Source organism: Nostoc sp. PCC 7107 (assembly GCF_000316625.1).
GTDB lineage: Bacteria > Cyanobacteriota > Cyanobacteriia > Cyanobacteriales > Nostocaceae > Nostoc_B.
This window is the reverse complement of sequence record NC_019676.1, coordinates 5,703,565-5,730,401: the sequence shown is the minus strand read 5'-3', so window position 1 is coordinate 5,730,401 and position 26,837 is coordinate 5,703,565. Positions and strand designations below refer to the sequence as shown.

At 40.1% G+C, this 26,837-nt stretch carries 21 protein-coding genes; 9 read left to right on the top strand and 12 right to left on the bottom strand.

Annotated features, from left to right (window positions below; all coding sequences use genetic code 11):
- Window positions 1-288 precede the first annotated feature (288 nt).
- Complete coding sequence (locus NOS7107_RS24430) at window positions 289-744, top strand: response regulator (protein ID WP_044500306.1); 456 nt, start codon at window positions 289-291, stop codon at window positions 742-744.
- Window positions 745-753: 9 nt separating this feature from the next.
- Here the strand turns inward: NOS7107_RS24430 and NOS7107_RS24425 are convergent, their stop codons facing one another.
- From NOS7107_RS24425 to NOS7107_RS29545, 3 genes are all read right to left on the bottom strand, one after another.
- The gene (locus NOS7107_RS24425; protein ID WP_015115613.1) at window positions 754-1,896 is read right to left on the bottom strand and encodes a hybrid sensor histidine kinase/response regulator; all 1,143 of its coding nucleotides are present in this window, start codon (window positions 1,894-1,896) and stop codon (window positions 754-756) included.
- Between the two features lie 26 nt (window positions 1,897-1,922).
- Window positions 1,923-3,257 (bottom strand): hybrid sensor histidine kinase/response regulator, encoded by a 1,335-nt coding sequence (locus NOS7107_RS24420; protein WP_015115612.1) that lies wholly within the window; start codon window positions 3,255-3,257, stop codon window positions 1,923-1,925.
- Between the two features lie 582 nt (window positions 3,258-3,839).
- Entirely contained in the window at window positions 3,840-4,568 is a 729-nt protein-coding gene (locus tag NOS7107_RS29545) for an ATP-binding protein (protein ID WP_015115610.1), read from the bottom strand.
- Between the two features lie 307 nt (window positions 4,569-4,875).
- Between NOS7107_RS29545 and NOS7107_RS24410 the strand changes: the two genes are divergently transcribed.
- Window positions 4,876-5,598, top strand: a complete 723-nt coding sequence (locus tag NOS7107_RS24410; RefSeq protein ID WP_015115609.1) for a response regulator transcription factor — start codon at window positions 4,876-4,878, stop codon at window positions 5,596-5,598.
- 173 nt (window positions 5,599-5,771) lie between these two features.
- On the opposite strand, the gene NOS7107_RS24405 is transcribed toward NOS7107_RS24410, so the two are convergent.
- The gene (locus tag NOS7107_RS24405; RefSeq protein ID WP_015115608.1) at window positions 5,772-7,124 is read right to left on the bottom strand and encodes a lipid-A-disaccharide synthase-related protein; all 1,353 of its coding nucleotides are present in this window, start codon (window positions 7,122-7,124) and stop codon (window positions 5,772-5,774) included.
- A gap of 195 nt (window positions 7,125-7,319) precedes the next feature.
- Here NOS7107_RS24405 and NOS7107_RS24400 point away from each other — a divergent pair, with 195 nt between their 5' ends.
- The 4 genes from NOS7107_RS24400 (at window position 7,320) to NOS7107_RS24390 (ending at window position 12,371) form a co-directional block, all read left to right on the top strand.
- A complete protein-coding gene (locus tag NOS7107_RS24400) occupies window positions 7,320-9,347 on the top strand; it encodes an outer membrane protein assembly factor (RefSeq protein WP_015115607.1) in 2,028 nt (675 codons plus the stop codon).
- A 71-nt stretch (window positions 9,348-9,418) separates the two neighbouring features.
- Window positions 9,419-9,574 (top strand): hypothetical protein, encoded by a 156-nt coding sequence (locus NOS7107_RS28815; protein ID WP_015115606.1) that lies wholly within the window; start codon window positions 9,419-9,421, stop codon window positions 9,572-9,574.
- On the top strand, window positions 9,567-10,547 hold the full coding sequence (locus tag NOS7107_RS24395; protein WP_044500303.1) for an ABC transporter substrate-binding protein: 981 nt from the start codon (window positions 9,567-9,569) through the stop codon (window positions 10,545-10,547). The genes NOS7107_RS28815 and NOS7107_RS24395 overlap by 8 nt, the downstream gene beginning before the upstream one ends.
- Window positions 10,548-10,556: 9 nt before the next feature.
- Window positions 10,557-12,371, top strand: coding sequence for a diguanylate cyclase (locus NOS7107_RS24390; RefSeq protein ID WP_015115604.1), 1,815 nt, complete (start codon window positions 10,557-10,559; stop codon window positions 12,369-12,371).
- Here NOS7107_RS24390 and NOS7107_RS24385 read toward each other — a convergent pair.
- On the bottom strand, window positions 12,363-13,715 hold the full coding sequence (locus NOS7107_RS24385) for an N-acetylmuramoyl-L-alanine amidase (protein WP_015115603.1): 1,353 nt from the start codon (window positions 13,713-13,715) through the stop codon (window positions 12,363-12,365). The two genes, NOS7107_RS24390 and NOS7107_RS24385, sit on opposite strands and share 9 nt — an antisense overlap.
- Window positions 13,716-13,877: 162 nt before the next feature.
- Here NOS7107_RS24385 and dnaG point away from each other — a divergent pair, with 162 nt between their 5' ends.
- Together dnaG and NOS7107_RS24375 are read left to right on the top strand one after the other, a co-directional pair.
- Complete coding sequence (gene dnaG / locus NOS7107_RS24380) at window positions 13,878-15,797, top strand: DNA primase (protein ID WP_044500302.1); 1,920 nt, start codon at window positions 13,878-13,880, stop codon at window positions 15,795-15,797.
- Window positions 15,798-16,173: 376 nt separating this feature from the next.
- Entirely contained in the window at window positions 16,174-16,680 is a 507-nt protein-coding gene (locus tag NOS7107_RS24375; RefSeq protein WP_015115601.1) for a hypothetical protein, read from the top strand.
- 76 nt (window positions 16,681-16,756) lie between these two features.
- On the opposite strand, the gene NOS7107_RS24370 is transcribed toward NOS7107_RS24375, so the two are convergent.
- Complete coding sequence (locus tag NOS7107_RS24370; RefSeq protein WP_015115600.1) at window positions 16,757-19,879, bottom strand: hypothetical protein; 3,123 nt, start codon at window positions 19,877-19,879, stop codon at window positions 16,757-16,759.
- 517 nt (window positions 19,880-20,396) lie between these two features.
- Here NOS7107_RS24370 and NOS7107_RS24365 point away from each other — a divergent pair.
- Window positions 20,397-20,600 (top strand): hypothetical protein, encoded by a 204-nt coding sequence (locus NOS7107_RS24365; protein WP_015115599.1) that lies wholly within the window; start codon window positions 20,397-20,399, stop codon window positions 20,598-20,600.
- A gap of 55 nt (window positions 20,601-20,655) precedes the next feature.
- Here the strand turns inward: NOS7107_RS24365 and NOS7107_RS24360 are convergent, their stop codons facing one another.
- The 6 genes from NOS7107_RS24360 to NOS7107_RS24335 form a co-directional block, all read right to left on the bottom strand.
- Window positions 20,656-21,780: a sensor histidine kinase KdpD gene (locus NOS7107_RS24360; RefSeq protein WP_015115598.1), complete on the bottom strand. Its 1,125-nt coding sequence runs from the start codon at window positions 21,778-21,780 to the stop codon at window positions 20,656-20,658.
- Window positions 21,781-21,830: 50 nt separating this feature from the next.
- Window positions 21,831-22,220: a hypothetical protein gene (locus NOS7107_RS24355; RefSeq protein ID WP_015115597.1), complete on the bottom strand. Its 390-nt coding sequence runs from the start codon at window positions 22,218-22,220 to the stop codon at window positions 21,831-21,833.
- Window positions 22,221-22,718 (bottom strand): Rab family GTPase, encoded by a 498-nt coding sequence (locus NOS7107_RS24350; protein WP_015115596.1) that lies wholly within the window; start codon window positions 22,716-22,718, stop codon window positions 22,221-22,223.
- A gap of 2 nt (window positions 22,719-22,720) precedes the next feature.
- The gene (locus NOS7107_RS24345) at window positions 22,721-24,508 is read right to left on the bottom strand and encodes an OmpA family protein (protein WP_015115595.1); all 1,788 of its coding nucleotides are present in this window, start codon (window positions 24,506-24,508) and stop codon (window positions 22,721-22,723) included.
- A gap of 201 nt (window positions 24,509-24,709) precedes the next feature.
- The gene (locus tag NOS7107_RS24340; RefSeq protein ID WP_015115594.1) at window positions 24,710-25,318 is read right to left on the bottom strand and encodes a hypothetical protein; all 609 of its coding nucleotides are present in this window, start codon (window positions 25,316-25,318) and stop codon (window positions 24,710-24,712) included.
- Window positions 25,319-25,473: 155 nt separating this feature from the next.
- Entirely contained in the window at window positions 25,474-26,811 is a 1,338-nt protein-coding gene (locus tag NOS7107_RS24335; protein ID WP_015115593.1) for an SLC13 family permease, read from the bottom strand.
- Between the last annotated feature and the right edge of the window lie 26 nt (window positions 26,812-26,837).

Below are 26,837 nucleotides of genomic sequence, written 5' to 3'. Positions count from 1 at the left end.
TTCGTATCTTTAACTATATTGGCGATCGCTCCAACATAGACCACAGTCTAAATTAGATTTTTTTATATCAAATTATGATAAATTTTAGCCGAAAAATTATGTAATTTTGCGTATAATCAAAAAGTGTCTGCTCAAACTATCAGCATTAAATTTTTTCTGTTTACACTAAACTGTCATAAATTAAAATAAAAACTAATTCTCAATCCACTCCATCCTATCCCTTGTGGGATGGTTCGTCTGCCATATCAAAAACGACGAGAAATCCCCATTGATTTTTCTGGAGAAAAGATGTACTTAGCACATTCATTCATCAGTGATGGCAAGCAGCAGAACTCTCAGAAGCCTTTAATTTTGGCAGTGGAAGATAATGATGATAATCTCCTGCTAATTAGTTATGCTCTTGAGTCGCTAGGCTGTCAATTCATCTGTCAATCAGACAGTTCCTCAACGTTTTTGGTAGCTAAAGAGTATCAGCCAGACTTGATCATGCTAGATATTTTGTTACCTAGTCTCAGCGGGATTGAAGTTGTCCGTTATCTTAAGAACGATTCACTAACTTACAAAATTCCCGTACTTGCGGTTACAGCTTTAGCCACCAGAGAAGATCGAGAACGCATTCTTCAGGCTGGATTTGATGACTATATCAGCAAACCATTCTTAATTGAGGATTTAGAAACGGTTGTGCGCCGTCTGCTAAGGGGAAAACTAGAGCCGCATTCTAGTTATAAACTGTGTCAGGATTAAGGCAATTCATTACTCTCTAATTTCTTCAAGACTTTTTGGTAGTCGTACTGTAAACACACTGCCTTTACCTAGTTCAGAGGTAACTGTAATATTACCACCGTGTGCTTCGGCAATTCTGTAGGAGAGATGCAGCCCTAAACCACTACCAGATCGCTTATTTCTGCCTTGACGAAATCGCTCAAATATGCTCACTTGGTCTTCTGGGGCGATACCATAACCTGTATCTTCAATTGCAATGATGACCCAAGTTTTACCTTGAAGGTTGTTTGTTTCTTCTGAGAAGCGAATTGTTATCCCGCCTGTATCGGTAAATTTGATGGCGTTACCAAGGAGGTTATTGAACACCCGACGTAGTTCTAAAGCATCACCCATGATAATACCAGGATCTGTGGGATTTAACGCTAAAGCACTGGTGTCTACTTCTACATATAAATTTTTCTCACTAGTTAGGGGTGATAATTCGCTGACTACTTCTTGAACTATTTCTGGTAAGTTGCAAACTTCATCGTTAAAGGTTTTTTTCCCGGCTTCTAAACGATAAACTTCTAGCAAGGTATTGACCATTTGCATTAAGTTTTGGTTGCTGCGAATCATGACAGAAATCGCTTGTTTCATTTCTGGCGAAATTTTGCAGAATGTTTCGTCTTGAAACAAACCCAGCATTCGATCAGCCGCTACTAAGGGGGTACGTAAATCATGGGTGAGACGAGATACAAAGTCTTCTCGTTGGCGAGCCATTTTTTGCTGTTCGTCTAAACTGTGCTTGAGTCGCAAAAGCGATCGCACTCTCGCTAAGAGTTCATCTGTATCAAAAGGTTTGCGAATAAAATCATCAGCACCATTGTCAAGGCCTTCCACAACACTCGATTCATGAAAGGCGGTGATTAGCAGAATGGGAATATAACTTTTAATTTCTGGGTTCTGACGAATGCGACGGGTAACTTCATAACCGTCCATCCCTGGCATCATCACATCAAGCAGAATTAAATCAGGCGGAGATTGTTCAACATATTTTAAAGCTGATTTACCGTCGGAAACTAAATCAATTTGATAACCTTCACTTTCTAAAATCGTTTGAACTAAAATCAGGTTATCTTTAGTGTCATCAACAGCAAGAATCCGATCAATTTTAGGCTTTTCCACTACAGACATGATTAATCTACTTTTGTGCTAGGGATTTATAGTTTTAGGTGAGGATACCTCATCGATGAGCGACGGGATTGAGGAGAAGATTGATGGGGGTTATGAGCCGAGAAAAAAATATTTTCACCATCAACATTTAAAGCCGGGATGTTTCCGGCTGCATCTTGGGATAATATTTGTCGTGGTAGTTCAACTTTAAACATCGAACCAACTCCTAATTCGCTCTCGATAAAGATTGTGCCACGCATCATCCTGACTAAGGAATCGACAATGGCTAAACCCAATCCTGTACCCGGATATTTCCGCGTCAGGCTTTGATCGACTTGGCGAAAGGCTTCAAAAATGTGTTGAAAGTCTTTAGGTGCTATCCCAATACCTGTATCACGAACTGCGATCTCTATCCGACTATCAGGAAGTTCTTTGATTTCTACCGCAATAGAACCTGTTTCGGTAAACTTAATCGCATTTGATAGCAAATTGACTAATATTTGGCGTACACGTATTGAATCGTTAAATACCCAAGGATTTTCTAAATTTATCTCTATTTGCAAAGCTAATTTTTTAGCTTCCGCTAGAGATTGCATCTCGGTAACAGTTGCATTGACTATTTTCGTTAAATCAAATAATTCGGACTTTAATTCTAATCTTCCGGCCTCCAATTTAGAAAAGTCAAGCACTTCATTTAATAACATCAATAAATGCTTGCCGTTATTCAAAATTCTCTCAACCATATCGGTTTGTTGAGGTGTTAGTTGACCAAATTTTGGCCGCAATAATATTTGCGAAAATCCAATAATCGCATTCATTGGTGTTCGCAATTCATGAGACATCGTAGCTAAAAATTGCGTTTTTAGTCTTGATGCTTCGATTAACTTGAAGTTTTGCAGTTGAATTTGTTGCCGTTGTCTTTCGAGTTCGTGATTTTTGCGGATGAGTTGCTCGTGACTTTCTTTTAACTGTTGGAGTGCTAAATTTGCTTGCATTTCGGCACTATATACTCGCATAGCATTGCGTAAAACTTGTGCCAATGTTTCTGAAGATACGCGTGATTTAGAAAGATAGTCTGTAGCACCAGCTTTCATCAATTCTACAGCAATTTGTTCATCTCCTTGTGCTGTCAAAACAACTAAAGGAACTTTGATTTCCGATGCGTGTACCCTGTGAATCAGTGTTAAGCCATCTTGATCAGGTAGGCGATAATCGAGGAAAACACAGTTAAATGTGGTAGTTGTCAAAGCGAGTAGTGCTTCATGGCCATTACCAGCCTCCGACAGTTCCATTTTGACACCTGCTTGTATCAAGGCGCGGCGTACTGCCATCCGGTCTACTTCATCATCGTCTACAACCAAAATTCTCAGCGTTTCTTCCATTTGCTTTTATTTTCGCTGTCCAATGCGATTTGATGTATATCATTTTTATTTTCAAGCTATCCAAATAAAAAGTTTGAGAGTTGAGTTAAATGTTTGGATATAGAAATTTAACAAAATATTATATCTTAGGGACATTTGTCTATTCATTAATAATATCCCGATTTGGGAATTATCTTGCAGAAGGTTCTCAATCTTCAATTATTTTAGCTGGCTTTATATTTATTACCTCCTCTGTTGTACATATCTCCTATCAATTTTTAGTGAATTAAGGTGGTTCACACACTTTCCATATCAACTTCATCGTCCTCCACTAAATAATATATTAATGACTCTTACTAACATGTTTTTATGAAATGAATGGAAACTTTGTTTTTGGCAAATAAATCACTAATTAAAATAAATCTGATTATTAGCATTTAATTACTTATGATATTTTCAAAATTAGTAATTAATAACTGTATAATCATCAACAAAAAAAGCCTGATTAAGCTAACTATTATTGTAAATGAGCATGTTAATGCCTGTCCTCAGCCATTAGTGAGATTTGTAAACAAATATTCTGCCCCCTCAGCTTAAGCAGTTTTACTTTTCTGATTGCTTCTTCCAAATGAAGTGAAAACTACTGCCGATAGCAGAGTTTGAATCTAAACTGATCGTACCGCCTTCTGTTTCCACAATTTTTTTCCCGATCGCCAATCCAATGCCTGTGTTTTCCTGGCGATCGCGGGCTGTTAAAGTTTGGAAGATGCTAAACACTTTCTGCTGATATTCTGGGGCAATACCAGGTTCATCATCGTCAACAGTAAATTTGTAGTGGCTACCTTGGTCTGTTGGACAAATCTTTACTTGACCATCAAGGCGCGAGTGATGCGGTAATGAAGCAGCAGATTGATCATAACCAGTTTGCGAGTCAGGCAGATTTTGGCCTGGCAAAATTAAAAAAATAATTTGTCCTTGTTGATTAGTGATCGGCTTAATGAAAAAATTAAAGGTTAATAAGCGATCGCCTGCCCCTAATATTTCAACTTCGTAATGTACAGATTCACCTGCGGCAGCACAAGCAACGGCTATTTTTATGGCTTCTTGGGCTGCCTGAGAGTTATGCCACCAGCAAGCTTCCCATAAAGGTTTACCCAGTACATCGCTGCTAGTCAATCCACAAAAATTTAACGCTGACTGATTAATTCCTAGGAGATTGCCCTCCTGTTGCATTAATCCGATGAATTTGATAGTCTCAGGCAAGATATTTTTGAGAAATTGCAAGTGTTGATTTTTGGCTAAGGCAATTTCAAGTTTTTCTAATTTATCCATTTTGTTCAGTTTTTGAGCTATCAATTATGATTGAATATTGGCAAGATTTACTATTTTGCCAATCATCACTAAAAGTTGGTAAAAGCGATAAATTGCCACAAATATTCCATATTTGGTCGTACAATATCTATATATCTCTGGCTAGATATTTAAATCTATCTATTTGAAAAAATTGAAGAATCCTACTTCTATCGGTGGATGCAAGCCCTTTGCAAGATCATCTATCTTTGGTTTGGGAAAACATAGATAAAGTGGCTTACAAAAGCGGTGCTTGAGAAGACGCAATCAATGAAGAGTGAGTTGAGCAATGAATGAAATCAGCATTATTTTAATTGAGGATCACGATCTAACCAGAATGGGTCTGAAGGCTGCATTGCAGTCTCACAGCGGATTAAAAGTAATTGGGGAAGCAGCAAATGCCACCCAAGGAATGAAACTATTAGAAACAGCCAAGCCAGATGTAGCAGTGGTAGACATTGGCTTACCTGACATGGATGGGATTGAACTCACCCGTAAATATAGACGTTATCAAGCTGAGACAGGACAAACAGCCACCAAAATCCTGATATTGACAATGGATCATACAGAGGATGCAGTATTGGCGGCGTTTGCGGCGGGTGCAGACTCTTATTACATGAAAGAAACCAGCATTAGTAAGTTAACAGAGGCCATCCAAGCAACTCACGGTGGTAACTCTTGGATTGATCCGGCGATCGCCAATGTGGTATTACGCAAAATGCGTCAAGGTATACCAGGGGAAAACCAAAAAGGTGATCAGCCCAAGACAGTGAAAATTGAAGCATTAGCCACAGAATACGAGCAAGTTCTAGAAACCTATCCTCTCACCCAACGAGAATTAGAAATTTTAGAATTAATCGTTGCTGGATGCAGCAATGGTCAAATCGCCGAGAAACTATATATCACCGTTGGGACAGTGAAAACCCACGTCCGCAATATCTTAAATAAACTCTGCGCTGATGACCGTACCCAAGCCGCCGTGCGTGCTTTACGTTCTGGGTTAGTTGCATAGAGAAGTTAAAAGTTAAAAAGCAAAAGGCAAAGGTTATAGCTGTAGTTACATAGGTAGAACAGGGTTGATTGATTTGAGCCTTGTAGACGTAACGCGGCTTCCAGTCGGGTAGTTGCTGGGTTTATGCTTAAAAATCAGCACTTTACTCTTAAACCAGAGAATCTTTTACCTTTTTACTTTTTGCTTTTTAAAACTAATCTTTCGGCTAAACAATCAGCAATTCGTCGTGCAGCCCCTGGTTGACCCATGCGCCGCAAGCCATTCTCAGCGATGATTTGTAATCTGTCAGGATTTTGGAGCAGCGATCGCATCACCTTCGCTGCTTGGACTGGCTTTTCAATTAAAATTAAAGAATCTCCTAAAAGACGGCTTTGGGCTTCAGCAAAAGCATAATTATATTGTGGCCCCTGACCGGGAATAGCGATCGCTGGCTTGCCTAAACCAACAAATTGTTCAGTAGCTGTCCCCGCCATTGCGATCGCCACATCTCCCAAATGCAAACAATCGTTATAAGCTTGTTGAGAAATGAGTAAATAGGCATTGCGTTGCTTAAAGATTAAAGTATTGACATCAGGTAGAGAAATTGGGGATTCCGTGTGGGGTTGCCAACCTTGAACCTGTAAGCTAGAAGTTAATTGACTGGTATCGAGACTGGGTGCGATCGCTGCTAAAAACACCACATTACCAGAACTATGCCCGACTGCATCACGCTCTTGAAGACTCGCCAGCATTGCAGATACAGCTTCTAGAATTACTTGCCAATTGTGATAAGCTTCTGGCGGGCGAGAACCAGGAAGTAGGGTAACAACTAGTGGTCGTGCAAGTTCTTTTTGTTGGGTATCCGCAGTATAAAATCGTTGCATCCCAAAGCTTGGCACTAAACCATCCATCATTGGGTTCCCCACATCAACCGCGGGAATCGGCCATTGTTTTAATATCTCCGTAGTCAAAGCATCTCTGGGAAACACCGCCCGACAAAGGCGACGACTCATCAACCAACGTTCCCAAGGATGGTAAATTGAACCAGAAAAATTTTCCCAACGCGCAGATTTTGATTTACGTGGTAACAATCCTGTTTCATCTTGCACATAATACTCAGATTTCGCCGTGCCGACAAAAGCATAATTCGCGCCACTAAAATAGGCAAACAAAAGCGGGACAATATCACCTACCGCTAAAACCCCCACTGGCTTACCTGATTTTTTTTGAGAACTCACCCATCGCCGCATTGCTTGAATTTGGCTGAGAGTCAACTGTACTAAACCACCGCGCACATCTCGCATCAGTTGACGGTTATCCATATATATAAAACCACCAGAAGGCATCGTCCGCACTGAACCAATCAAAGGAATACCCAAATTTTGATAAGCGTGTCCTTCTCCCACCAACGGTAAAGCAAAAATTTCTGGTGGGTTTGATTGTTCCTGAAATGCTTGCAAAATTCGCACTGCAATTATATCTTCGCCATGACCGTTGCTTAAAACCAGTAAGCGTAACCGAGAACTTGTAGATGATGACTGACTCATAAGAAACAAAACATCAAGATTAACTGTCAAGATAATTTGTAATTGATAATTCGTAATTAACCCATAGAAGTTAGCTAAGGGCTTAAAGCTTATTACTTCCGTCAATAAATTGAGGGAACCACGGCTATTTTTACTCAGCCAGTGGCGTAAGCCTACATCCTTTAATTACGAATTACGAATTAGTAATTATTTGTTATGCAAATTTCTAAAACAGCAATTTTAACTTTAGCTACTTTAGCGGCTAGTAATGTGACACAACAAGCCCTAGCTGCACCAACTACCTCAGCCAACGAAACTAAAAAAGATGTAGTGGTTCCGGTAATTGAAGAAACCCCCACAAGAGTAGAAGCAATTTCATTACCGGAGACTGTCATAGTGCCACAGTTTTCCTCAAATACCAAAGGTATTAACAAAAATTCGCCAGTAGTACTAACTCCAGTTAATCAGAGTAATACTACCGTGAAACTTACGCCATCTTTACCAACAGACAATAACTTAGTCGTCACAGCGACAGATGTACAAATAGTAGGCGCAACTCCCGAATTACAAGAAATTGTCCGCCGAGTTATCAAAACCCAGTCTGGGGGAGACACCAGCCAAAACCAATTACAACAAGATGTCGCCGCAATTTTAGAAACTGGTTTATTTACCACGGCCAATGTCAATAGCCGTACCACCGCTACAGGGTTGAGTGTAACTTATCAAGTGCAACCAGTCATAGTGCGATCGCTGCAACTTTCCGGTGCTAAAGTACTAACTTATCCAGTAGTCCTTGAACGATTCCAACCCCAATTCAACAGCGCCATCAGTCCCGCCGGATTGCAAAAAGCTGTGGAACAGACCAACAAATGGTACACCGACAACGGTTATAACTTGGCGCGGTTGCTATCAATTAAACCCAGCCGTGAGGGAATTCTGAACATTAACGTTGCTGAAGGTTTGGTAAGTGAGATTAAATTTCGCTTTGTCAACGACGAAGGTCAAACCGTTGATAGCAAAGGTAATCCTGTAAGTGGACGCACCAAACCAGACTTTTTACGCCAGCAAATTCAACTCAAATCTGGGCAAATCTTTCAAGAAAAATTAGTTCAGCAAGATATTCAGCAACTATATCGCACAGGCTTATTTTCCAGCGTGAATGTTGCTTTAGAAGGCGATGCAACTAAGTTAAATTTAGTTTATGAACTCAAAGAAAATGGCGCGCGGGCAATTAACTTAGGTGGGAGTTATAACGCCGATCAAGGAATTGTTGGTACTGTTAATTATCAAGACCAAAATGTTGCCGGGAAAAACAATATTTTAAATTTGAATGTGGGTGTTAGTAGCCGTGATTTGCAATTAGATGGAAAATTAATCAACCCTTATCGCCCCAACAATCCTGACAGCTTAGGTTACACCGTTAACGGCTTCCGTCGCCAAGAACTTTCTGAAACCTTTGACGACACCATCAAATTAGCTAACGGTGATAAAGTGCGAGAAGGGCAAATTGGCGGGAGTGTCAGCTTGCAAAGACCGATTGACGGCTGGGATGCTTCTCTCGGATTGAATTATACCAGAACCACAATCCGCGATCGCCAAGGTAATGTTACCGCCACCGATGCCCAAAATAACCCCCTATCCGCCAGTGGTACAGGTATTGATGACTTGACTACCGTATCTTTCACAGCTGCTAAAGACAACAGAAATAACCCACTCAACCCCACTCAAGGTTCCTTACTAAAATTGAGTACAGAACAATCTATACCCGTCGGTCAAGGTAATATTTCCCTCAACCGCGTCACCGCCAATTTCAGCCAATATGTACCAGTCAAGGTATATGACAGTAAACAACCGCAAGTATTCGCTTTAAACGTCCAAGCAGGTACAGTCATTGGCGATTTACCACCTTACGAAGCCTTTAATTTAGGTGGTTCCAACTCCATACGCGGTTACGATGGCGGGAAAGTTGGGAGTGGACGCAGTTATGTTTTAGCTTCCGCTGAATATCGCTTTCCCATCCTACCCATAGTTGGCGGTGTGTTATTTGCCGACTTCGGCTCAGACTTAGGTTCTGGTAGCACCGTTTTAGGAGACCCCGCTGGTGCGCGTGATAAACCCGGTTACGGCTTTGGCTATGGTGCAGGTGTGCGCTTAGATTCCCCACTAGGACTAATTCGGGCTGACTACGGCGTTAACGACCAAGGAGAAAGTAAAGTGCATCTAGGTATAGGTCAGCGATTTTAATAGTATTTACGCTTGACTGTGGGTAAATATAAGGGTATTTAAATGCTTAATATCCTGTCAGGACTCTAACCATGTCTACCGCACAAAACAAAGCCATTGCCCTGGAATTTTACCAAGCCTTTGACAATGGCAGTGTTGAACAAGCAAAAAAAATCATTGCCGCAAATTTTACAGCCCATACTACAGGCGCATCGTCACCTCTCGATTTCGATGGCTTTTATGTTTAAACTGCTGAGATATGCGAGTATTTTTCTGATTACAGCTTGTTTGCTATTTGCTTGTCATGGTTCAGTACCAACTGAATTAAAACGCCCTCCTTTGAAAGTGCAATTTGGCTCTTTTGTGGGAGAGTATCCAGGCATAATTGCTAAAGAAAAAGGATTCTTCAAAGCCCAAGGGGTCGATGTAGAACTAATTTCTAAACCATACACCCGATTAGAAGCAGCAAATTTCAGTGCGGGTAAGTATGATGGTATTTCGTTATCTTTAGGAAGTTTTATCATCTTGAGTGCCACAAATCCAGATATACAAGGCGTTGTTGTGATAGATGAATCAACAGGTGCAGATGTGGTAGTCGCTCAACCACAAATTAAAAGCGTGGCTGACTTAAGAGGGAAAAAACTAGGTGCAAATCTCGGCGGTTTTAGCGAGGTTTTCGTGATCGAGATGTTGAAAAGTGCCAACTTAAGCAGCGATGATGTGAACTTAGTGCAATTAGAAGCTTTAGACATTCCTCAAAACCTAAAAAATAATATTATTCAAGCTGGACATACTTGGGAACCTCATCTTTCTGAAGCGATTAAATTAGGGGAAGATATTCTATTTACCAGCAAACAAACCCCTGGTTTAATTTTAGATATGATTGTTTTTCGAGGTGATATAATTCGCGATCGCCCTAACGATATTCGTGGATTTGTGCAAGGATGGTTGCAAGCATCAAACTACTGGAAAGCAAATGTTCAGGAAGGAAATGCTATCATCAGCAGTGTGTTAAAAATTCCTAACAATACAATCTCTCTAGCGGGAATAAACCTAAGTGACTTAGGTGCAAATGAAAAATTATTTCTATCTAGTAGCCCTAACTCTATATACAAAACTGCCAAAATATATGCAGATTTTTTTATTCGTGCTGGCAGCATGACGCGCCTTCCTGAGCTAAAAAGTTTGTTTAATTCTTCCTTTTTAAATCCTGCTTCCTAGTTTAGAGCCATGCAGCACTTTTTTTTGGGCAGCATCCGGCCAAAGTTGATCGCCTCATTTCTTGTTGTTGCTTTGATTCCGCTGCTGTTATTGGCATTTATCAACAAAGAAACAACTGAAAAAGCCCTAACTGAAAACGTTCAACAAGCCCTATCTGCGGCGGCCAACCAAACCAGTAACAGAATAGATGCTTTTATTGATAGAAATTTGAATGCTGTGCGTGTAGAAGCACTTTTACCAGGCTTGGCAGGCTACCTCAGCTTAACTCCAAAAGAGCGAGATAATAGCCCCGAAAAGCAATTAGCAACAGAAACATTAAGCCGGCTCAGTCGCAAAGATCTGCTCAATATTCTCTCATACTCTTTGCTCGACTTAAACGGAAAAAATGTTTTGAATACAACAAATACACTGGACATTAGTACAGATGAATCAAAACAAGATTATTTTAAGGAACCACTGCAAACTAAACTACCTTTTGTTTCTAGCATGAAGCGATCGCCAAAAATTCATGACCTTGTTAGCATCTTTTTTAGTAGTCCAGTTCGCAATGCCAAGGGAGACATCTTGGGTGTATTGCGTGTTTCATACAATGCTACAGTCATTCAGCAGTTGGTAACTAGAGAAACTAAACAGACTGGGAATAAATCCTTGGCGATTCTTTTAGATGAAAATAATATTTATTTAGCACATAGTACTGCACCAGAGCTAGTTTTTCACTCGATTGTACCGCTGCCTTTAGATGTTGTTAGTCAACTGCAAATTGAAGGGCGTTTGTCTAATGATCCTATTCCAAAATTGGCAACTAATGAGTTAAAACTTAAGCAAGCTTTGGATAATCAACAGTTATATTTAACTGCTGGTCTGTCAACAACAGGGAATCAGGTTAATATGATTGCGATCGCGCATTTAAAATATAAACCTTGGTCTGTATTATTCGCACAACCTCGTGCTGTTGCCTTAGCACCTGTAGAAAAGCAAATTCGTGACACAATGTTTTTATTTGCATTGATTGCTTCAATCGTGACAATTATTGCTTTTGTGATTGGGCAAATGCTAACACAGTCAATCATTTATCTTACCAATATCGTCTTCCAATTTAGTGCAGGTAACTTAGATATCCGCGCCAAAGTCAACTCCAAAGACGAAATCGGTCAACTGGCAAAATCATTTAATAATATGGCACTTCAGTTACAAACATCTTTGGCAACTTTGGAACAACGAGTACAAGAGAGAACCGCCGAGTTAGTAATTGCTAAAGAAACAGCCGAAGATGCCAATCAGAAACTAGAAAAACTCGTAAATCTAGATGGTTTAACTCAGGTGGCTAACCGTCGCTGCTTAGATGGACGACTACAAGCAGAATGGAAACTTCTCACACGAGAACAACAACCCCTCTCGCTGATATTATTTGATGTTGATAAATTCAAACTTTACAACGATTACTATGGTCATCTTGCAGGCGATGATTGTCTCATCAGAGTAGCGCAAACTGTTCAACAGACAGTTCGTCGTCCTGCTGATCTTGTAGCGCGTTATGGTGGAGAAGAATTTGCGATACTCCTCCCAAATACTGACTTAGCAGGAGCAATAAACGTAGCGCAAAGTATTCAGCAAGCAATTCATGTTCTGGCTATTCCTCATGTACAGTCTGATGTCGAGAATATCGTCACTGTGAGTTTGGGGGTTACTTCTCTTATCCCCACTTGGGAGATCAAGCCAGATATACTCATCGCTTTAGCAGATCAAGCCCTGTATAATGCCAAACAACAGGGACGCGATCGCTATTTTATAGCAGTATCAGAGGATATCTCACAATTACATTAATCCGGCTGATTCGTATAACCGTTGCAACATAGCGATAATTTTCGCACCATAGTCTAAATCCGCTGACCAACGACCAGAAAGTTGACTAATTAACGGCGCAATTCCGCGAGTCACAAAGCGAAATCTGGGGTCAACAACTTCGTTCACCAAAGGTTCTAAACTGGCGTAAGCTTTTAAATGTTGAATATGCGCCCTAACTCCAATTCTGGCATTTTCAAACGCAGCTGCGGCTGCACCACCACCAATACTCCCAAGTCCAGCAAAGTTATTTTGTTCTGCTCTAATATCACCACCAAAGCGTAAAAATCCGGTTTCTAAACACATTTGGCAAAAAGCAATATCATAGTTGACACCTTCGATTGAGGCTTCTTCTCGATAAAGTTTTGGTAAGTCTGGAAATTTGACTACAGCATTGTCATTGTTATTTCGCAAAAATAGTTGTAGCTGCACTTCTGAGGTATTTCCACGGGAAATAATTTGATCCATTTGACCTTTGCAAATTACTAAAATGGAACGTAAGTTAACAGTGCGCGTTCCCCCATCCCACGCAACAGAAATATTAAAATCACGTAATTCAACCGCTTTGACATACACTACTCTGCGGTAGGTAATCCGGTTGACATTCTGTGCTGTTGTTAAGTCAATCCGCAACCGATCTACTAAATCAATGGGAATATAAGCATTACCATTGACTAATATTCCTTGTTCTGAGTAATTCTGACCGTTGATGTTGATATTGATAGATGGATAAGTTGGTTCAGTTGGGGTTCCTGGTGTGGGGTCAATTACCCGACTCCAAGAAGCTAATCCATCCGCAATACCTAACGCAAAATCCCGACGACGGTTTTGTAGCAAGGCGCGGTCATCGGGGCTGCTGAGAAATCCCACTTGCATTAATAATGAAGGCAGTGTGGTTTGACGACAAAAGGCTAAACGTCCCAAGCCGCTATCTGTATCTGGCTTAACTCCACGATTGGGTAATTGAGGAATGCGGCGTAACAAACCTACTAACAGCAATTCACCATTACTTTTACGCTCATTATTATTGGCGATATAAAAGACACTCGCCCCACGCACAGTTGGGCTACTGGCGGAATCAGCATGAATTTCTAGGGCGACATCACCCCGACGACCACGAGAATTTATCCAAGCAATGGAGTCAGCCGCGCTTAAATCGTCAGGAACTGCCAAAATTTCAAAAGTCCGCGCCCGCAGTTCTGTGACAATTAAATCTCGCAGCAGAATCATTTCTCTAGCTTCAGTGGTTCCCCCAGCGATGGAACCTGGATCAATACCTCCTGCTTCTTTGCCTCCGTGCGCCGCCGAAATAAATATACGCCCCATCTTCAGTATTTCCTCTTAAAAAATTAAGCGTAAGCAATTTTATACATAATTTTTCGCCTAGCCACAAGAATATAATAGTTATCAGAAGTATTTTGTCATTAGTCATTTGTCCTTTGTTCTTTGCAATCACCAATGACTAATGACTATTGACAAATGACTAATATGTATATTCCCCGCTTGCACCCAGACACAATTGAGGAAATTAAACAACGTGCTGACATTGTAGATGTTGTCTCAGAACACGTAGTTTTACGCAAGCGTGGTAAAGATTTTGTCGGGCTGTGTCCGTTCCATAATGAGAAAAGTCCTAGCTTCACAGTCAGTCAGGGTAAGCAAATGTATTATTGCTTCGGCTGTCAAGCTGGGGGAAATGCGATTAAGTTTTTGATGGATTTGGGTAAGCAGTCTTTCACGGAAGTCGTGCTGGATTTGGCGCGGCGCTATCAAGTGAATGTGCAAACCCTAGAACCTGAACAAAGACAAGAATTACAGCGTCAAATGTCGTTGCGTGAACAGTTGTATGAAGTTCTCGCGGCGACAGCAAATTTTTATCAACACGCCCTGCGCCAAACTCAGGCGCAAAAGGCGATGCAGTATTTACTTTCTCAGCGCCAACTCAAAGAAGAAACCATTCAGCAGTTTGGTTTGGGTTACGCCCCCGCAGGTTGGGAAACCCTGTACCGCTATTTGGTGGAAAATAAACATTACCCAGTGCAGTTGGTAGAAAAAGCCGGATTGATTAAGCCGCGCAAAGAAGGCGGCGGTTATTATGATGTATTCCGCGATCGCCTAATGATTCCCATCCGCGATATTCAAGGGCGCGTAATTGCTTTCGGTGGGCGAACTCTGACAGATGAACAGCCAAAATATCTCAATTCCCCAGAAACCGAACTATTTAATAAAGGTAAAACCTTATTCGCCATCGACTTAGCCAAAGCCGGGATTGCTCAACTTGATCAAGCTGTGGTAGTAGAAGGATATTTTGATGCGATCGCCCTTCATGCTGTGGGGATTAATAACGCTGTTGCTTCTCTCGGTACAGCCTTGAGTTTAGAACAAGTCCGCTTGGTATTACGTTACACCGACTCTAAACAGTTAGTTCTCAACTTTGATGCGGATAAAGCCGGGATAAATGCAGCGGAACGGGCGATCGGCGAAATTGCAGATTTAGCATATAAAGGTGAAGTCCAACTCAAGATTCTCAATATCCCTGATGGCAAAGATGCAGATGAATACTTGCACACTCACGGTACTGAAGAATACCAAGAATTATTAAAAAATGCGCCACTTTGGTTAGACTGGCAAATTCAGCAAGTTACTCAAGACAGAGACTTAAAACAGGCGACTGATTTTCAGCAGGTAACTCAGCAGATAGTAAAATTACTGAAAAATATTGCAAATAATGATACGCGCAGCTATTATGTGGGTCGTTGTGCCGAAATTCTCAGTTTGGGTGATACAAACCTAATATCCTTAAGAGCAGAAAATTTGTTAACTCAAATTGCACCAGCCACAGCTGCTTATTCTCAGCCAATATCCACAAAAAGAGAATGGGGTAGCAAAAAAACATCTCCCTTTCCCATACCCACTACAGAACGCAGTCTTTTAGAACACGCCGAAGGTTTATTACTGCGGATATACCTCCATTGTCCCGAACAACGACCAGCAATTATTCACGAACTAGAAGAACGAAATTTAGATTTTAGCCTGTCTCACCATCGTTCGTTGTGGCGACAGATTGTAGATGTAACAAACGACCCAATTAATTTAATCTCAAGTTTACAAGACAGATACTTAGAATTAGCAGAAGAAATAGAATTAATCTCCCATCTGTTTCATTTAAATGAGACAGGGAAAAAACAAATCTTACGTACACCGCAAGTTGTGCAAGCTGCAACTGCTTGTATGGAGAGAGTATTGCGCGAAAAGCGCTATCGTTACTTTTTAGAGCTGTGGCAAGAAACTGATCCAGAAACAGAGCCAGAAAAATGGCGATCGTATTATCAGGCATTCTACACCGAAAAAATCAAACTTCAAGAACTCGATCGCCAGCGACAATTTTCAATCACTGATTTGCTCTAGTGAGCTAACTACATCTCATGCTTTATTTTTAAGTTGGCAGTTAATTTTTTCTAAATAATTTTGCGAAAAACCTTAACCTAAATTTGTACTAATTTTAACTCATCCTTTGCTCATACTGTCTCTATTCATCAGAAGATTATGAGGTGACAAAAATAAAATACGCTAAATCTATCAAGTTTTAGCAGTATTAATCAAATCAATTTCGGACAGAAGTCAAATGGGAGTTATTCATGCGGTTGAATAAATTGAAAATCGCACATTTATAAAACTTTCAAATACTGAAGTCTAGACCTGAAGAAGACAAGATGCTGCCCAGCATCAACCATCATCTTGGGATTTTTTGTGTGGATTTTTTGATTGAACGTGAGGAGTACAAATGCTTGAGGCTATCGTTGTTGCTTGGCTATTATTGTTTTTTGGTGATTTTTTATCTACATTTGTTTACCACATACCTGAGCATGTTTTTGGTAGCCTCCACTTAAGAACACATCATTCTTGGAAGAAAGATTTTCGCCACTATGCCATATTAACGTTAAATCTTCAGGTACTTTTAGATGGTATTTTAGGAGCGTTGCCTTATTTAATTATGGCAGTTATGCTTTGGTCTTTCTCTCCCATTGGTGTAATTTCTGGACTGCTATTAGGCCAGTTTCATGTATGGTGGAGACACGTGAGTATTTTAGGTTGGCAAACTCCAAATATTGTGAATATTGTGTGCCAATTTCTCTTAATTACAACTCCTGAAAGACACTGGCTACACCATCATAAAACTAACCTGGGTTTTGGGGATATTTTTACTTTCTTTGAGCAACCTGCACAAGTTTGGTTGCGATGGTTGCGTCTTTTGAGAGTACGTCTGCGTTATATCAATTTTGGATTTTAGACTTTGGATTTTGGATTGTAAACTGATAAAAAAGCCTCCCAATATGGGAGGCTGAAATTTTAGCGGAGACAACTTGTTAGCCTATAGGAGTAACAGCGATCGCACCACCAAATGCAGCAAAAATTGCAGAAACGACGGCTGTGGTAAATAACCACCAAGCGGCTGAGGCTGCGGCTTTGCGGGTTTCTTCGGCTTGCTTTTGGGCTTGATGCTTAACTTCCTCTAAACGGCGTTGGGCTTCGTGTTGCAGGCGTTCGGCTCGTTGCAAGACTGTGTTCCGGGCGCGTTCTACTTGATCAATAATCCGGTTAGCATCTTCCTCAGAGATATCCTCACGGGAACTCATGATGGCAACTAGAGTATCACGGTTGAATGCAGATAAGCGATCGCGCAAGGCATCAAATCCCGCTTGGGGATCGTCAAATAACTGGCGTACATCCCGCTTAACCCCATCATAGTTAAGTTCTGGGCGATCTAAAGAGTTGAGATAGTTGCGGATACGGGCAAAAACGCCGTCAACTACATCTTGTATACGTCGTTGAATACTCCGTATTTGCTCAACAAATTGATCGCGTACCGAAATCATATTATCGGCAATTCTGGCGGCTTCTTCATCGCTCATATCTTCCCGAATCTTCAGCAAAGCGATGATGGTGGAACGGTCAAAATGAGCCAAGCGATCGCTCAAACTTTCCACGCCTACCCGTGGATCATGCAACAATAACTGCAAGTCACGTTTAATACCTTCGGGGTTGAGTTCTTCTTTACCAGTTTGGCGCAGATATTCTTCTAGATAGGCTTTGAATGTGTCCATTCTTTGCTGTGTGCGGGTAGCCAAACGCCGCGGCGCACGCACAAAATTGCGGATTGATGTTTGCATAGAGTCAATCACTTCGTTGACTTGTTCTTCACTCAAGTCTTGACGCTGACTCAACAATTTGACTAAGGTATCTCGGTCTACCTGTGATAACCGCCGCCGCAATGCAACTGCACCTTCTTTGGGATTTTCAAACAAACGATTCAAATCTCGTTGGATTCCTTCGGGGTTGAGTTCTGCTTTACCAGTGTTCCGCAAATAATCTGTAATTGTGGTTGTTACAGAATCATATTGCTCTTTGGCTCTGTCGGCTACAGCTTGTGGTGCATGGCGAAGACTGTGCCAAGAATCTTCCACAACATTTATAATGTCGTTAACTTGGTCTTCGTTCAAATCTTGGCGCTGACTTAACAACTGCACTAAGGTATCACGGTCAAAACGCGACAATCTTGTCCGAATTGCACTCATCCCAGCTTGGGGATCTTCTAATAATCGCTTGATATCGGCACGAATCGCATCAGGGTTTAATTCAGCTTTGCCTGTGTTCCGCAGATATGATTCCACATTCAACCACAGGGTTTCTGCTTGATATTTTGCCTGTTCTACTATACCTTGCGCTTCAACTAAAACGCGATCGCGCTGTTTTTCTAATTCATCTAGAATTGGTTCAACTTCATATAGTTGAATATCATTGCGTTCTAGGAGGATTTTCCGCATTTCCTCACGGTCAATCACTGCTAGGCGGCGTGACAAAGTTTCAAAATCTGCATCTGAGTCTGACAATAAAGCGGGGAAATTTCGTTCAATTACTTCAGCATTCAACTCTGATTTTGATGTTACCAACAGATAACTTTCAACTCGGCGTTGCAAATCTTGAGTAATTTCTCTTTCTTCTTCGGCTATGGCTGTGACTAAGACTGATTGACGCACAGCTTCTAGGTGATCTACAATCCGTTGAATTTCGCTTTGGGTAAGTAATCCTCGCTGTTGCAGGATATTCACAAAATCATTGCGCGAAAGTCGTTCTAATTCTCTTTTAATGATGCCAGGATCGGCGGCTGGGTCATAGATAACATCGCGGAATTCTTGGGCGATTTTTTCTTGACTTAATTGCCAAGCGTAAGTGTTATGCAGATAGTTCTCAACATCAGCGCGAATTGGGCTGTAGGGTTGGGATGGGGTAGGAAGACCTAGTTTATCTGCTTGTTCTGTGGCTTTATCTTTAGCTGTAGATAGGGATTGCCAGATTTTTTCTACATCGATCTCTGATAAATCAGCACGTCCCAAAACTATACCAGTCAGGGCTGTTATTCCTTGTTGGAGTGTCTGCTGAATGATTCCGGGGGCGGTTTCTTGGGTTGTTTCTTTAGAGGAACGAGTTTCAGCAATTAACTGTTCTAGTTTGGCGTTCAGTTCGTCGGTTCTGGTTTGTCCTGGGGGTAGGGATTTGAGATAGTCAACTAATTCGCCCAGGCGGTCTGGAGTCGGTTGATGTTGTCCTAATGTTTGTTGCCAAACGCTATACAGTGTATCTGCGATGCGCTTAACGTCCCGTTTAGAAAGGTCAGTGCGGCTGCTGACTAAATCAATAAATTTTTGGCGGTCGATGTTGCGTAAATCAAGACTGCCGGAGATCGCTTTTAATTGCGGATCATTGAGTAATTTTTCAAATTCACCACGTATTCTTGATACATCCAGTTCCGGGGGACGCAGCTTTTCTAAATAATCTTCGACATTTTCCCGAATGCTGATGGGGTCTATAGCACTACCTAATTCCCGGCGTACAGCGGCGGCGGCGGCTTCTGCGGTGGCTACCACTTGCTGATTGACGGCTTTAGCACCAAGGGCGGCGGTTGCAGTTCCCATAATGGCTTGAAAACCGGAGGTAGCAGTGTTAACCACTGAACCAATTAAGGAACCTACGGTAGTGGAACTTACCCATACTAGTAATAAGAAGTATGCTCCCCAAATGACTAAGCCGAGAATAGCTCCTAGTCTGGGATCAAAGATCACTAAGCTTAATTTTACTGCTAAGAAACTGGCGATTGATAAGGCGATGGTAACGGTAACTAATGTCCAAATCCCAACAGCCGTGCCAATTTTGCGAATGGTTCCGCCAAAACTGCCAGTTTCTCCATGATTTGCATCCGCATCGGATGAATGTCCGAGGTAGGAAATACCCGCTGCAACAGAGAGATTTGTTAGCACTAGTTGAAAAGCAAAAGCGAGAATCACGCCGGAGATTAAGGCGACAAAAAAGCGTGGCCCGGATGTCAGCACCGATGCTTGCGCTGGCGTGACGCTGGAGGGATCTACAGAAATTTGTGCTACCCATAATAATGGTTTGTAGAGTCCCAACATAATTCCCGTACTTTGAATCATTGTATTTCCTTCTTTTAAAGTTTAACTTTGGAGGGATTTAAGAATGGTTTGAGCAGCAACTATGAAATTTATGTCTGTAACTATCGCCATACCTAACTCTCGTAAATCTCAGAATCCAGTAATTTAGGCGATTTCAGCATCCATCTGAAGTTTGAACAATATATCTAGCGTCGGGTAGAAGTTTGTTGATCCATGAGATTTAATTTTGGAGATATTTGTTGAATGAATAAAGCAAAATGCCCATTTATTAACAACTGTAGGCGTTTAATTGCTATTTATTAAAACTAGATAAATTACTATGTTTTAATCTTAAGCTTAGGCAATATTTAGTTAATAGTAATTTACACTTATTTACAAATATGATTTTCATCACCCTCTGAGGGTGGAGATGTTTAGACTTTCAGGCTTTTTTAATCGTCCATAAGAAGTGCGTGGAGTTTGTACCTACAGACAGAAAGCAGTCTAGCAATAAATAGCTAACGTTAAGTTAAGTAACAAATAATTTTGGAATCAAGCAATGGAAAATCGTTCCTCTACTGATTTACCCGTGATTGCTAATGCTTATAACGGCCGCGATCGCAATGAATTTCTGTTTGGCTGGACTCCCCAAGCTGAACTATGGAACGGTCGTTTAGCCACGATTGGTTTTGTGGCTTACTTACTCTGGGATTTAGCAGGTTACAGCGTTCTGCGCGATGTATTACATCTGATTGGTTATTAAATTTAGGGAACAGTAAATGTGGGTAAGAGTTTTACTTACCTACACCCTTACACTCTTACACCCCTAAACCACCAGCCTTGGGAAGGCGGAACCAAAATCGGGAACCGCCTTCTTGACGTGGGGAATAACCGATACTTCCTCCCCAACGCTCAATCGTCATACGACAAAAATAAAGACCAATACCGCCTCTACCTGAACGATTTTGACCTTGGGAAAATTTTTGAAATAAATTATCTACCATTTCTGGTGGTACACCTTCACCTTCATCATCGATAGTGAAGAGAATATATTTTGCATCTGCTTGTAAACCTATAGTTACAGTAGAATCTTCTGGACTGTGGCGATAAGCATTTTCCATAAGATTTGTAATGACCCGATCTAAGCGCGATTGTTCACCAATAACTTTCCAATCTGCTGTGATATCAACGTCGGCAGCAAGCTGTAACTGCTGATTAGTCAGAGCAAAAGTAGCTTGGAATAGCTCTATTACTTCTTGTATCGCCATTAAAATATCTGGAGACGTATCAATATCTACGATAAAACTTTCTAGCGATCGCACCTCAGCCGAAAAAGCATCTAATATATTTCTAATTAACATTTCTTGCTTGGTTGATTGCTTACGAGCAATTTCTAAATGTTCTTTGCCTTTATCTGTTAAATTTTCAAATTCTAGCAGAGCCAAACAGCAATTAATTGCATTTAGTTGCCCGGCTATATCATGGATAATACAATTAATCAATACTTCTTTTCTTTGATTATCTTTTAATAATTGCTGATAATTTAATTGTTGTTCTCTCCCTGCTTGGATTAAGTGTTGCTTATATTTAAATTTATCTTCGGCTAATTCAATTAACAAAATTTTACTCTCATGTACACACAAAGTATAAGCTTCTAGTTGTTCTTCATAACCGATTAAGTTTTTTTGACTCCAAATACCAGAACTTAGCTTGCCAATACTATTGCTAGACCAAAAATCTTCGGCATCAAACAAAAAGTTTTCTAAAAAAGTAAATTCCTCTTGGGGAATTAACATATTCATACCAAATTTTAATTCCTGGCTACAAAAACGCCTCAACCAATTAGGTGGTTGAGCCGTAACTCTAAATAATCCAATATCAACTTTTTCTAAAACTAAAATATTTAAAGATAAAAATAAGTCAGATAATAGAGTTTTGCTCATAACATAAATATACAAAATTTAATTATTTATTCTTTAGGTGGCTGATTGAATTATTTATCAGATTTTTCTTGTAACAAATTGGAAAGATTTGCTTCTTGTTGCATAGCAGAGAGATGTTTTTCATCTAAAATGCTATTTAAAAATAATATCCAATCACCTTCTTCTGAGGGAAAAATATGGATGTCTGCACAGATACCAACCTCCATTTTAATCAAGGGTAAAAATACAGGATTATCATCTAAAGGTAGTAAACCTTCTAGGAAAAAAAACTGTTCACATACAGATACTTCTTGATTGAGATTCATCATGCCATATTCAGATAGTTTCCCACCCCAAGCTACAAGATAACCATCTTTTGTGACTAATAAATAGGCAAGCGATCGCTGTTCTATAATAAAGTTGAGAAGATATAAAATCACAGCATGGGGAATATCTACCATTTATCCATTTAAGATTTTATTAGTAAGAGTTTGAAAAACTTCTTCCACACCCTGTCCAGTTTTAGCACTAGTATTAATCACAGTCCAACCTTTTTGGATAATCACATCTAGCTCATGAGTTTCAATTTCCCATTCATTGGTCATATCCCACTTGTTAAATACTAAGATAAAAGGAACTTTGCCAATACTTTCTTCTACTTTAATTTGTAGCTCAAAAGCTTTATCTAGGGTATTATGCCGAGTGCCATCTACAACTAATATATAACCCGATGAACCTCTGAGATAGGACATCCGAACTTTTTGAAATTCGTCTTCACCATAAAGATCCCAAAGGATTAAATTCACATTATTTCCCTGAAACTCTAGAGTTTTTTTGTCAATTTTTACGCCTACAGTAGTGTAATATTTTTCCGAAAAAATGCTGTAGATAAACCTTGAGATTAAACTTGTTTTACCTGTAGCAAATGCACCTACCATACAAACTTTTTTCTGAAGCATATTTATTGAGTTTTATTAATTATAAAAACCTGAAAAGATACTCGGCGATTTAGCTGTTTAGCATCTAAAATAACTTCGCTCTGGTAAGGTAGTTTAGAACCTACAGCCACAAGTTTAAATTTATTGATGTTAATTCCTGGAGAATTTAAATAAGCTAAGATTTTATTCGCACGGGTTTGACTGAGAAACAAATTTTGTCGTTCTGTTCCCGTAGTATCAGTATGTCCTCTAATTTGAATTTGCACATCTTTGTCTAGAGAGTTGGCTGTGTTGAAAAGCTTTTGTAGCACATTACGTAAATCTGGTATCTTGTTAGTCTCTCCGGGAATAAAATTATTTTTTCCTTCTTCAAATAAAAGTACTGTTGCTTCAATTTGCTGTTTAGCTGACTCTAATTCTTTCAGTTCACTGGGCATAAGATTTTTAGTTTGGAATTGGGTTACTCCTGGAATAAAACGCCATAGTTTCTGAGCTTCCAAAATCCAGTTACGTGGTGCATAGCCAATAACAGAAAGAATGCCGTTATGATCAACTTCTAGCACTACAGTTTTTGGTGGTTGCAGTAGTTTGGCTGTTCTTTTAGTGATTAGTTGTGGTTCCAAAGATAAATAAGATTGCCACTTACTAATTACTTTGTCAGGGTTGAGATTTGTAGGTTGTATGAGAGTGTTGGGATCTACAGCCAACGGATCACGCATTCCCGAAATAAAATGCTTCCCGTTGTAATAGCGCGTATTTACCACCACAATTCCTGGCTGAGAGTTGAGTTTATGGAGATAAGTTTGCCAACGGATGTTTTCTCTGAGAGTAAAAAAGCCCCAAGTGCCAGATGCGATCGCCATTAAACCTAAAAAAGCCCAGGCATAAGTATAATTTTGCCTAGAGGCAGTTTTATACTGAATGGCTAAACAGTTTTCTAAATAAGGTTCACTAGCTCGAAATGGTTCTGTTTCTCCTGCAAAACTATGCAGTTCTGTGCTTAGTTTGAGATGAATTTTTTCAATGGCTGCTTGAAAAACTTCGCGTAATTCTTGCGGCGGTTTACCGCGAACAATCCCAGCGATGATTGCTTGTGGCCCGGCTTCAATCCAAATTGTCAGTTCGCCAAATCGCAAACTACGTAATGTATCTTCTTGCTGGATACCAAAAGAATCTTTAACAAAATCTTGAATTGCTGTCAACATCGCCGCGACTAAATCAGGATCTTGAACAGCTATTTGCTGGAACATTACATGGTGCAGCAATAATCCTGTTTGTTTGTGGATCAGAAATATTTGTTCGACGCGGTAAATTAAAGTCCGCAGCAGCACAATTTCCGCAAATGATTTCCCTGTACGTCGTGCTTCTAACCTCCATTTGACACTTTCTAGGGACAAACTATGTTCTAGAGCTTGATTGAGCGATTGCATCATCTCATCTAAAGATGAAGCGATGGCTTTTCGCGCCGCTGGGCCGATTATGGGAAAAAATGCTTCTGAAAGTATATTTTCGTCTTGAGTAACAGAAGCTTGAATTGCTTCTTCCACCGTTGAAACTATTGCTTCTACCAGTTGTTTATCTTGCTTGGAACGCAAAACCACAGCTTCGGGAAGCAAATGACTGATATCTTCTGGTAGAATTTGCGGATTATTTAATCGTTCGTAAAGTTTATTCAGTTGACTTGGTTCAACACCAAGGAGGACACTGCGAAGTACATTCAGTTCATCTTGATTGAACGAATCTAAGTTAGAAGATTCTCCATGGCGGCTTGTAGCTTCTAGAGGTACTCGATTCGGGGGATAGTTATTCATTACCCAAATCCCTTAATTTACAATTAACATACAGTCGGATTCTCGTGAATAAACTAACAAGACAATTAACTTACAATGTCTCTAGCATAGTTGTCTTACTAAATTAATAGTCTTTGATAGGGAAGCGAATAAAGAAGTAATATTCAGGAATAATGCGATAATATTAGCCTGATGTTGTATACACTGAAAAAAACTGGAAAATTAAGATTTATTGTCTGTATTTAGCCGAATTGCTAATTCTGAAAACAAAGCTGCCAGATGAGAACGGTCTGTTTTATCTTTTTGGAGTTCTTGCGTTTCTCGTTTCAGCACAGTTAAAATTTCTTCATATTTTTGCTGAAGGTCATCTTGTAAATTTTTCGATTGGTTCAGGATCTGTTCGCGCAATTCCCGTTGACGGTTACTAGTTTGTTCGTCAACTTGAGCAATTTTATTTTCTAAAGATAGGTTAATATTTTTTTGCTCTTCAGAGTGCGATCTCATCATCCCATCGCGTTCTAGCTGCTCTTTTTTCAACTGTTCTGTTAAAGAATCAACCTCCTGTCTCACATAACTTTCTAAAGCATCTAAACGTTTGCGTGTTTCATCCCGCATGTTCACAAGTTCAGAAACTAAACGGTCTTCTAAACGGGCAAATCTTTTGTCAACGTCGCGTATCTGACTACCAAAAAGAATATCTCTGACTTTATCTAAGCTGTTAGTTTCACCAATCCCGTTAGTACTAAATTGCAGTTTATTATTGACTTGATTTGACCCCCCTTGCCCTGGCTCTACAGCATTGTAATTGGTATATTCTTCAGGCGGGTTCATAAGTTTGATCCTTCTTGAAGCTGAATTTGGTTTTGTTCTTATACCTATGATGCTACATTTAGCGCTTATGCAAAACCATATACGCAAGTATCCTTAAATACACTTATGAAAGATCATCCTCCTTAAGGAGTAAATATGATAGAGCTATGTTTATTTTAAATCAGAAATCGCACTAACACATATAATCCCGATGTTACCAATTGCAAAAACATTACAGGAATACCGTAGTGCAGAAAAGTTTTAAATGAAATGCGACGACCATGCTGTTCGGAAATCCCCGCGGCAACTATATTAGAAGATGCTCCGACAAGTGTACCGTTACCCCCCAAAGTTGCACCAAACATCATGGCGTAAAACAAAGGTAAAACTTCCGCCGGAAATTGCCCTTGAAAGTCTTGTGCTAACACTTCGGCTGGTGCTAATCCTACAGTGACAAGATATTGTTTAATTAAAGGAACCATCGCCACCACTAAGGGAATATTCGGCACGACACTAGATAATATCCCCACCAAGAATAATAAAACTAGGGAACCGAGAACAATATTTTTCCCTAAAATAATTGCTAAAACTCCCGATAAACCATTAATTACACCTGTTTTTTCCAACCCGCCAATCAATACAAAAATACTCATAAAAAATATTAATGTACTCCAATCAACATCCCGCAAAATATTATTAACTGTATCGATGCGGCTGTGATGAGATAATAACAAAGCCAAAGCCGCACCCAATAAAGCTACAGCAGCAGGCGAAATAGGAATTGGTAAAGATTCACCAATCACAAAAAAGACTAATACAAAGGCTATAATCACTGCCCCCACAGTTAAAACTCGTGGATGATTAATTTGGGGATGTGGCAATTCTTCCAGATTATCAAGTTTAGTATGCCAAATTTTCCGAAATAGAAATGGCAGTGTGGCTACGACTGTAACAACTGCAATCACTCCTCCTAAACTTAATTGCCATAAATATTCTGTAAAGCTGATATTAATAGCATCTCCAACAATAAATGTGGCAGGATCACCCACCAAAGTTAACAAACCAGCACTATTAGCTATAAAGACCATTAATATTAGTAATGGTACAAAATTAATGCCTATTTCTTCTGCCATAGGGGGAATTAAAGGCGCTAATAACATGACTGTTGTGGCATTGGGTAATACTGCACAAATAGGAGTCACAATGCCCACAATACTCAATAACAGTCGCTTGCCGTCGCCTTTAGCTAAAATGACAATTTGAGTGGCTAAATAATCAAATATTTTTGTCGGTTCAAATGCCCGCACAAGTACCATAACACCAAAAAATAAGCCTAATGTTCCATGACTATTGCCGATGTAACCCACGGCTTCTTTTAATGTCATGACGTTGGTGAAAACTAGTAGCAATGCTCCCAATAAAGCTGCAATAGTCAGATGTACCCATTCCGTCATAACTAGGATAATTACACCCAAAAATGTGAAAATGCTCAGGAGAGCTTGCAAGTTTTCCACGTTGTCCCTCTTGATTTGTGCTTAAT

Excerpts from the sequence above, each read along its gene's own strand:
- NOS7107_RS24430 (WP_044500306.1), top strand. The coding sequence starts at position 289 with ATGTACTTAGCACATTCATTCATCAGTGATGGCAAGCAGCAGAACTCT.
- NOS7107_RS24425 (WP_015115613.1), bottom strand. The coding sequence starts at position 1,896 with ATGTCTGTAGTGGAAAAGCCTAAAATTGATCGGATTCTTGCTGTTGAT.
- NOS7107_RS24420 (WP_015115612.1), bottom strand. The coding sequence starts at position 3,257 with ATGGAAGAAACGCTGAGAATTTTGGTTGTAGACGATGATGAAGTAGAC.
- NOS7107_RS29545 (WP_015115610.1), bottom strand. The coding sequence starts at position 4,568 with ATGGATAAATTAGAAAAACTTGAAATTGCCTTAGCCAAAAATCAACAC.
- NOS7107_RS24410 (WP_015115609.1), top strand. The coding sequence starts at position 4,876 with ATGAATGAAATCAGCATTATTTTAATTGAGGATCACGATCTAACCAGA.
- NOS7107_RS24405 (WP_015115608.1), bottom strand. The coding sequence starts at position 7,124 with ATGAGTCAGTCATCATCTACAAGTTCTCGGTTACGCTTACTGGTTTTA.
- NOS7107_RS24400 (WP_015115607.1), top strand. The coding sequence starts at position 7,320 with ATGCAAATTTCTAAAACAGCAATTTTAACTTTAGCTACTTTAGCGGCT.
- NOS7107_RS28815 (WP_015115606.1), top strand. The coding sequence starts at position 9,419 with ATGTCTACCGCACAAAACAAAGCCATTGCCCTGGAATTTTACCAAGCC.
- NOS7107_RS24395 (WP_044500303.1), top strand. The coding sequence starts at position 9,567 with ATGTTTAAACTGCTGAGATATGCGAGTATTTTTCTGATTACAGCTTGT.
- NOS7107_RS24390 (WP_015115604.1), top strand. The coding sequence starts at position 10,557 with ATGCAGCACTTTTTTTTGGGCAGCATCCGGCCAAAGTTGATCGCCTCA.
- NOS7107_RS24385 (WP_015115603.1), bottom strand. The coding sequence starts at position 13,715 with ATGGGGCGTATATTTATTTCGGCGGCGCACGGAGGCAAAGAAGCAGGA.
- dnaG (WP_044500302.1), top strand. The coding sequence starts at position 13,878 with ATGTATATTCCCCGCTTGCACCCAGACACAATTGAGGAAATTAAACAA.
- NOS7107_RS24375 (WP_015115601.1), top strand. The coding sequence starts at position 16,174 with ATGCTTGAGGCTATCGTTGTTGCTTGGCTATTATTGTTTTTTGGTGAT.
- NOS7107_RS24370 (WP_015115600.1), bottom strand. The coding sequence starts at position 19,879 with ATGATTCAAAGTACGGGAATTATGTTGGGACTCTACAAACCATTATTA.
- NOS7107_RS24365 (WP_015115599.1), top strand. The coding sequence starts at position 20,397 with ATGGAAAATCGTTCCTCTACTGATTTACCCGTGATTGCTAATGCTTAT.
- NOS7107_RS24360 (WP_015115598.1), bottom strand. The coding sequence starts at position 21,780 with ATGAGCAAAACTCTATTATCTGACTTATTTTTATCTTTAAATATTTTA.
- NOS7107_RS24355 (WP_015115597.1), bottom strand. The coding sequence starts at position 22,220 with ATGGTAGATATTCCCCATGCTGTGATTTTATATCTTCTCAACTTTATT.
- NOS7107_RS24350 (WP_015115596.1), bottom strand. The coding sequence starts at position 22,718 with ATGCTTCAGAAAAAAGTTTGTATGGTAGGTGCATTTGCTACAGGTAAA.
- NOS7107_RS24345 (WP_015115595.1), bottom strand. The coding sequence starts at position 24,508 with ATGAATAACTATCCCCCGAATCGAGTACCTCTAGAAGCTACAAGCCGC.
- NOS7107_RS24340 (WP_015115594.1), bottom strand. The coding sequence starts at position 25,318 with ATGAACCCGCCTGAAGAATATACCAATTACAATGCTGTAGAGCCAGGG.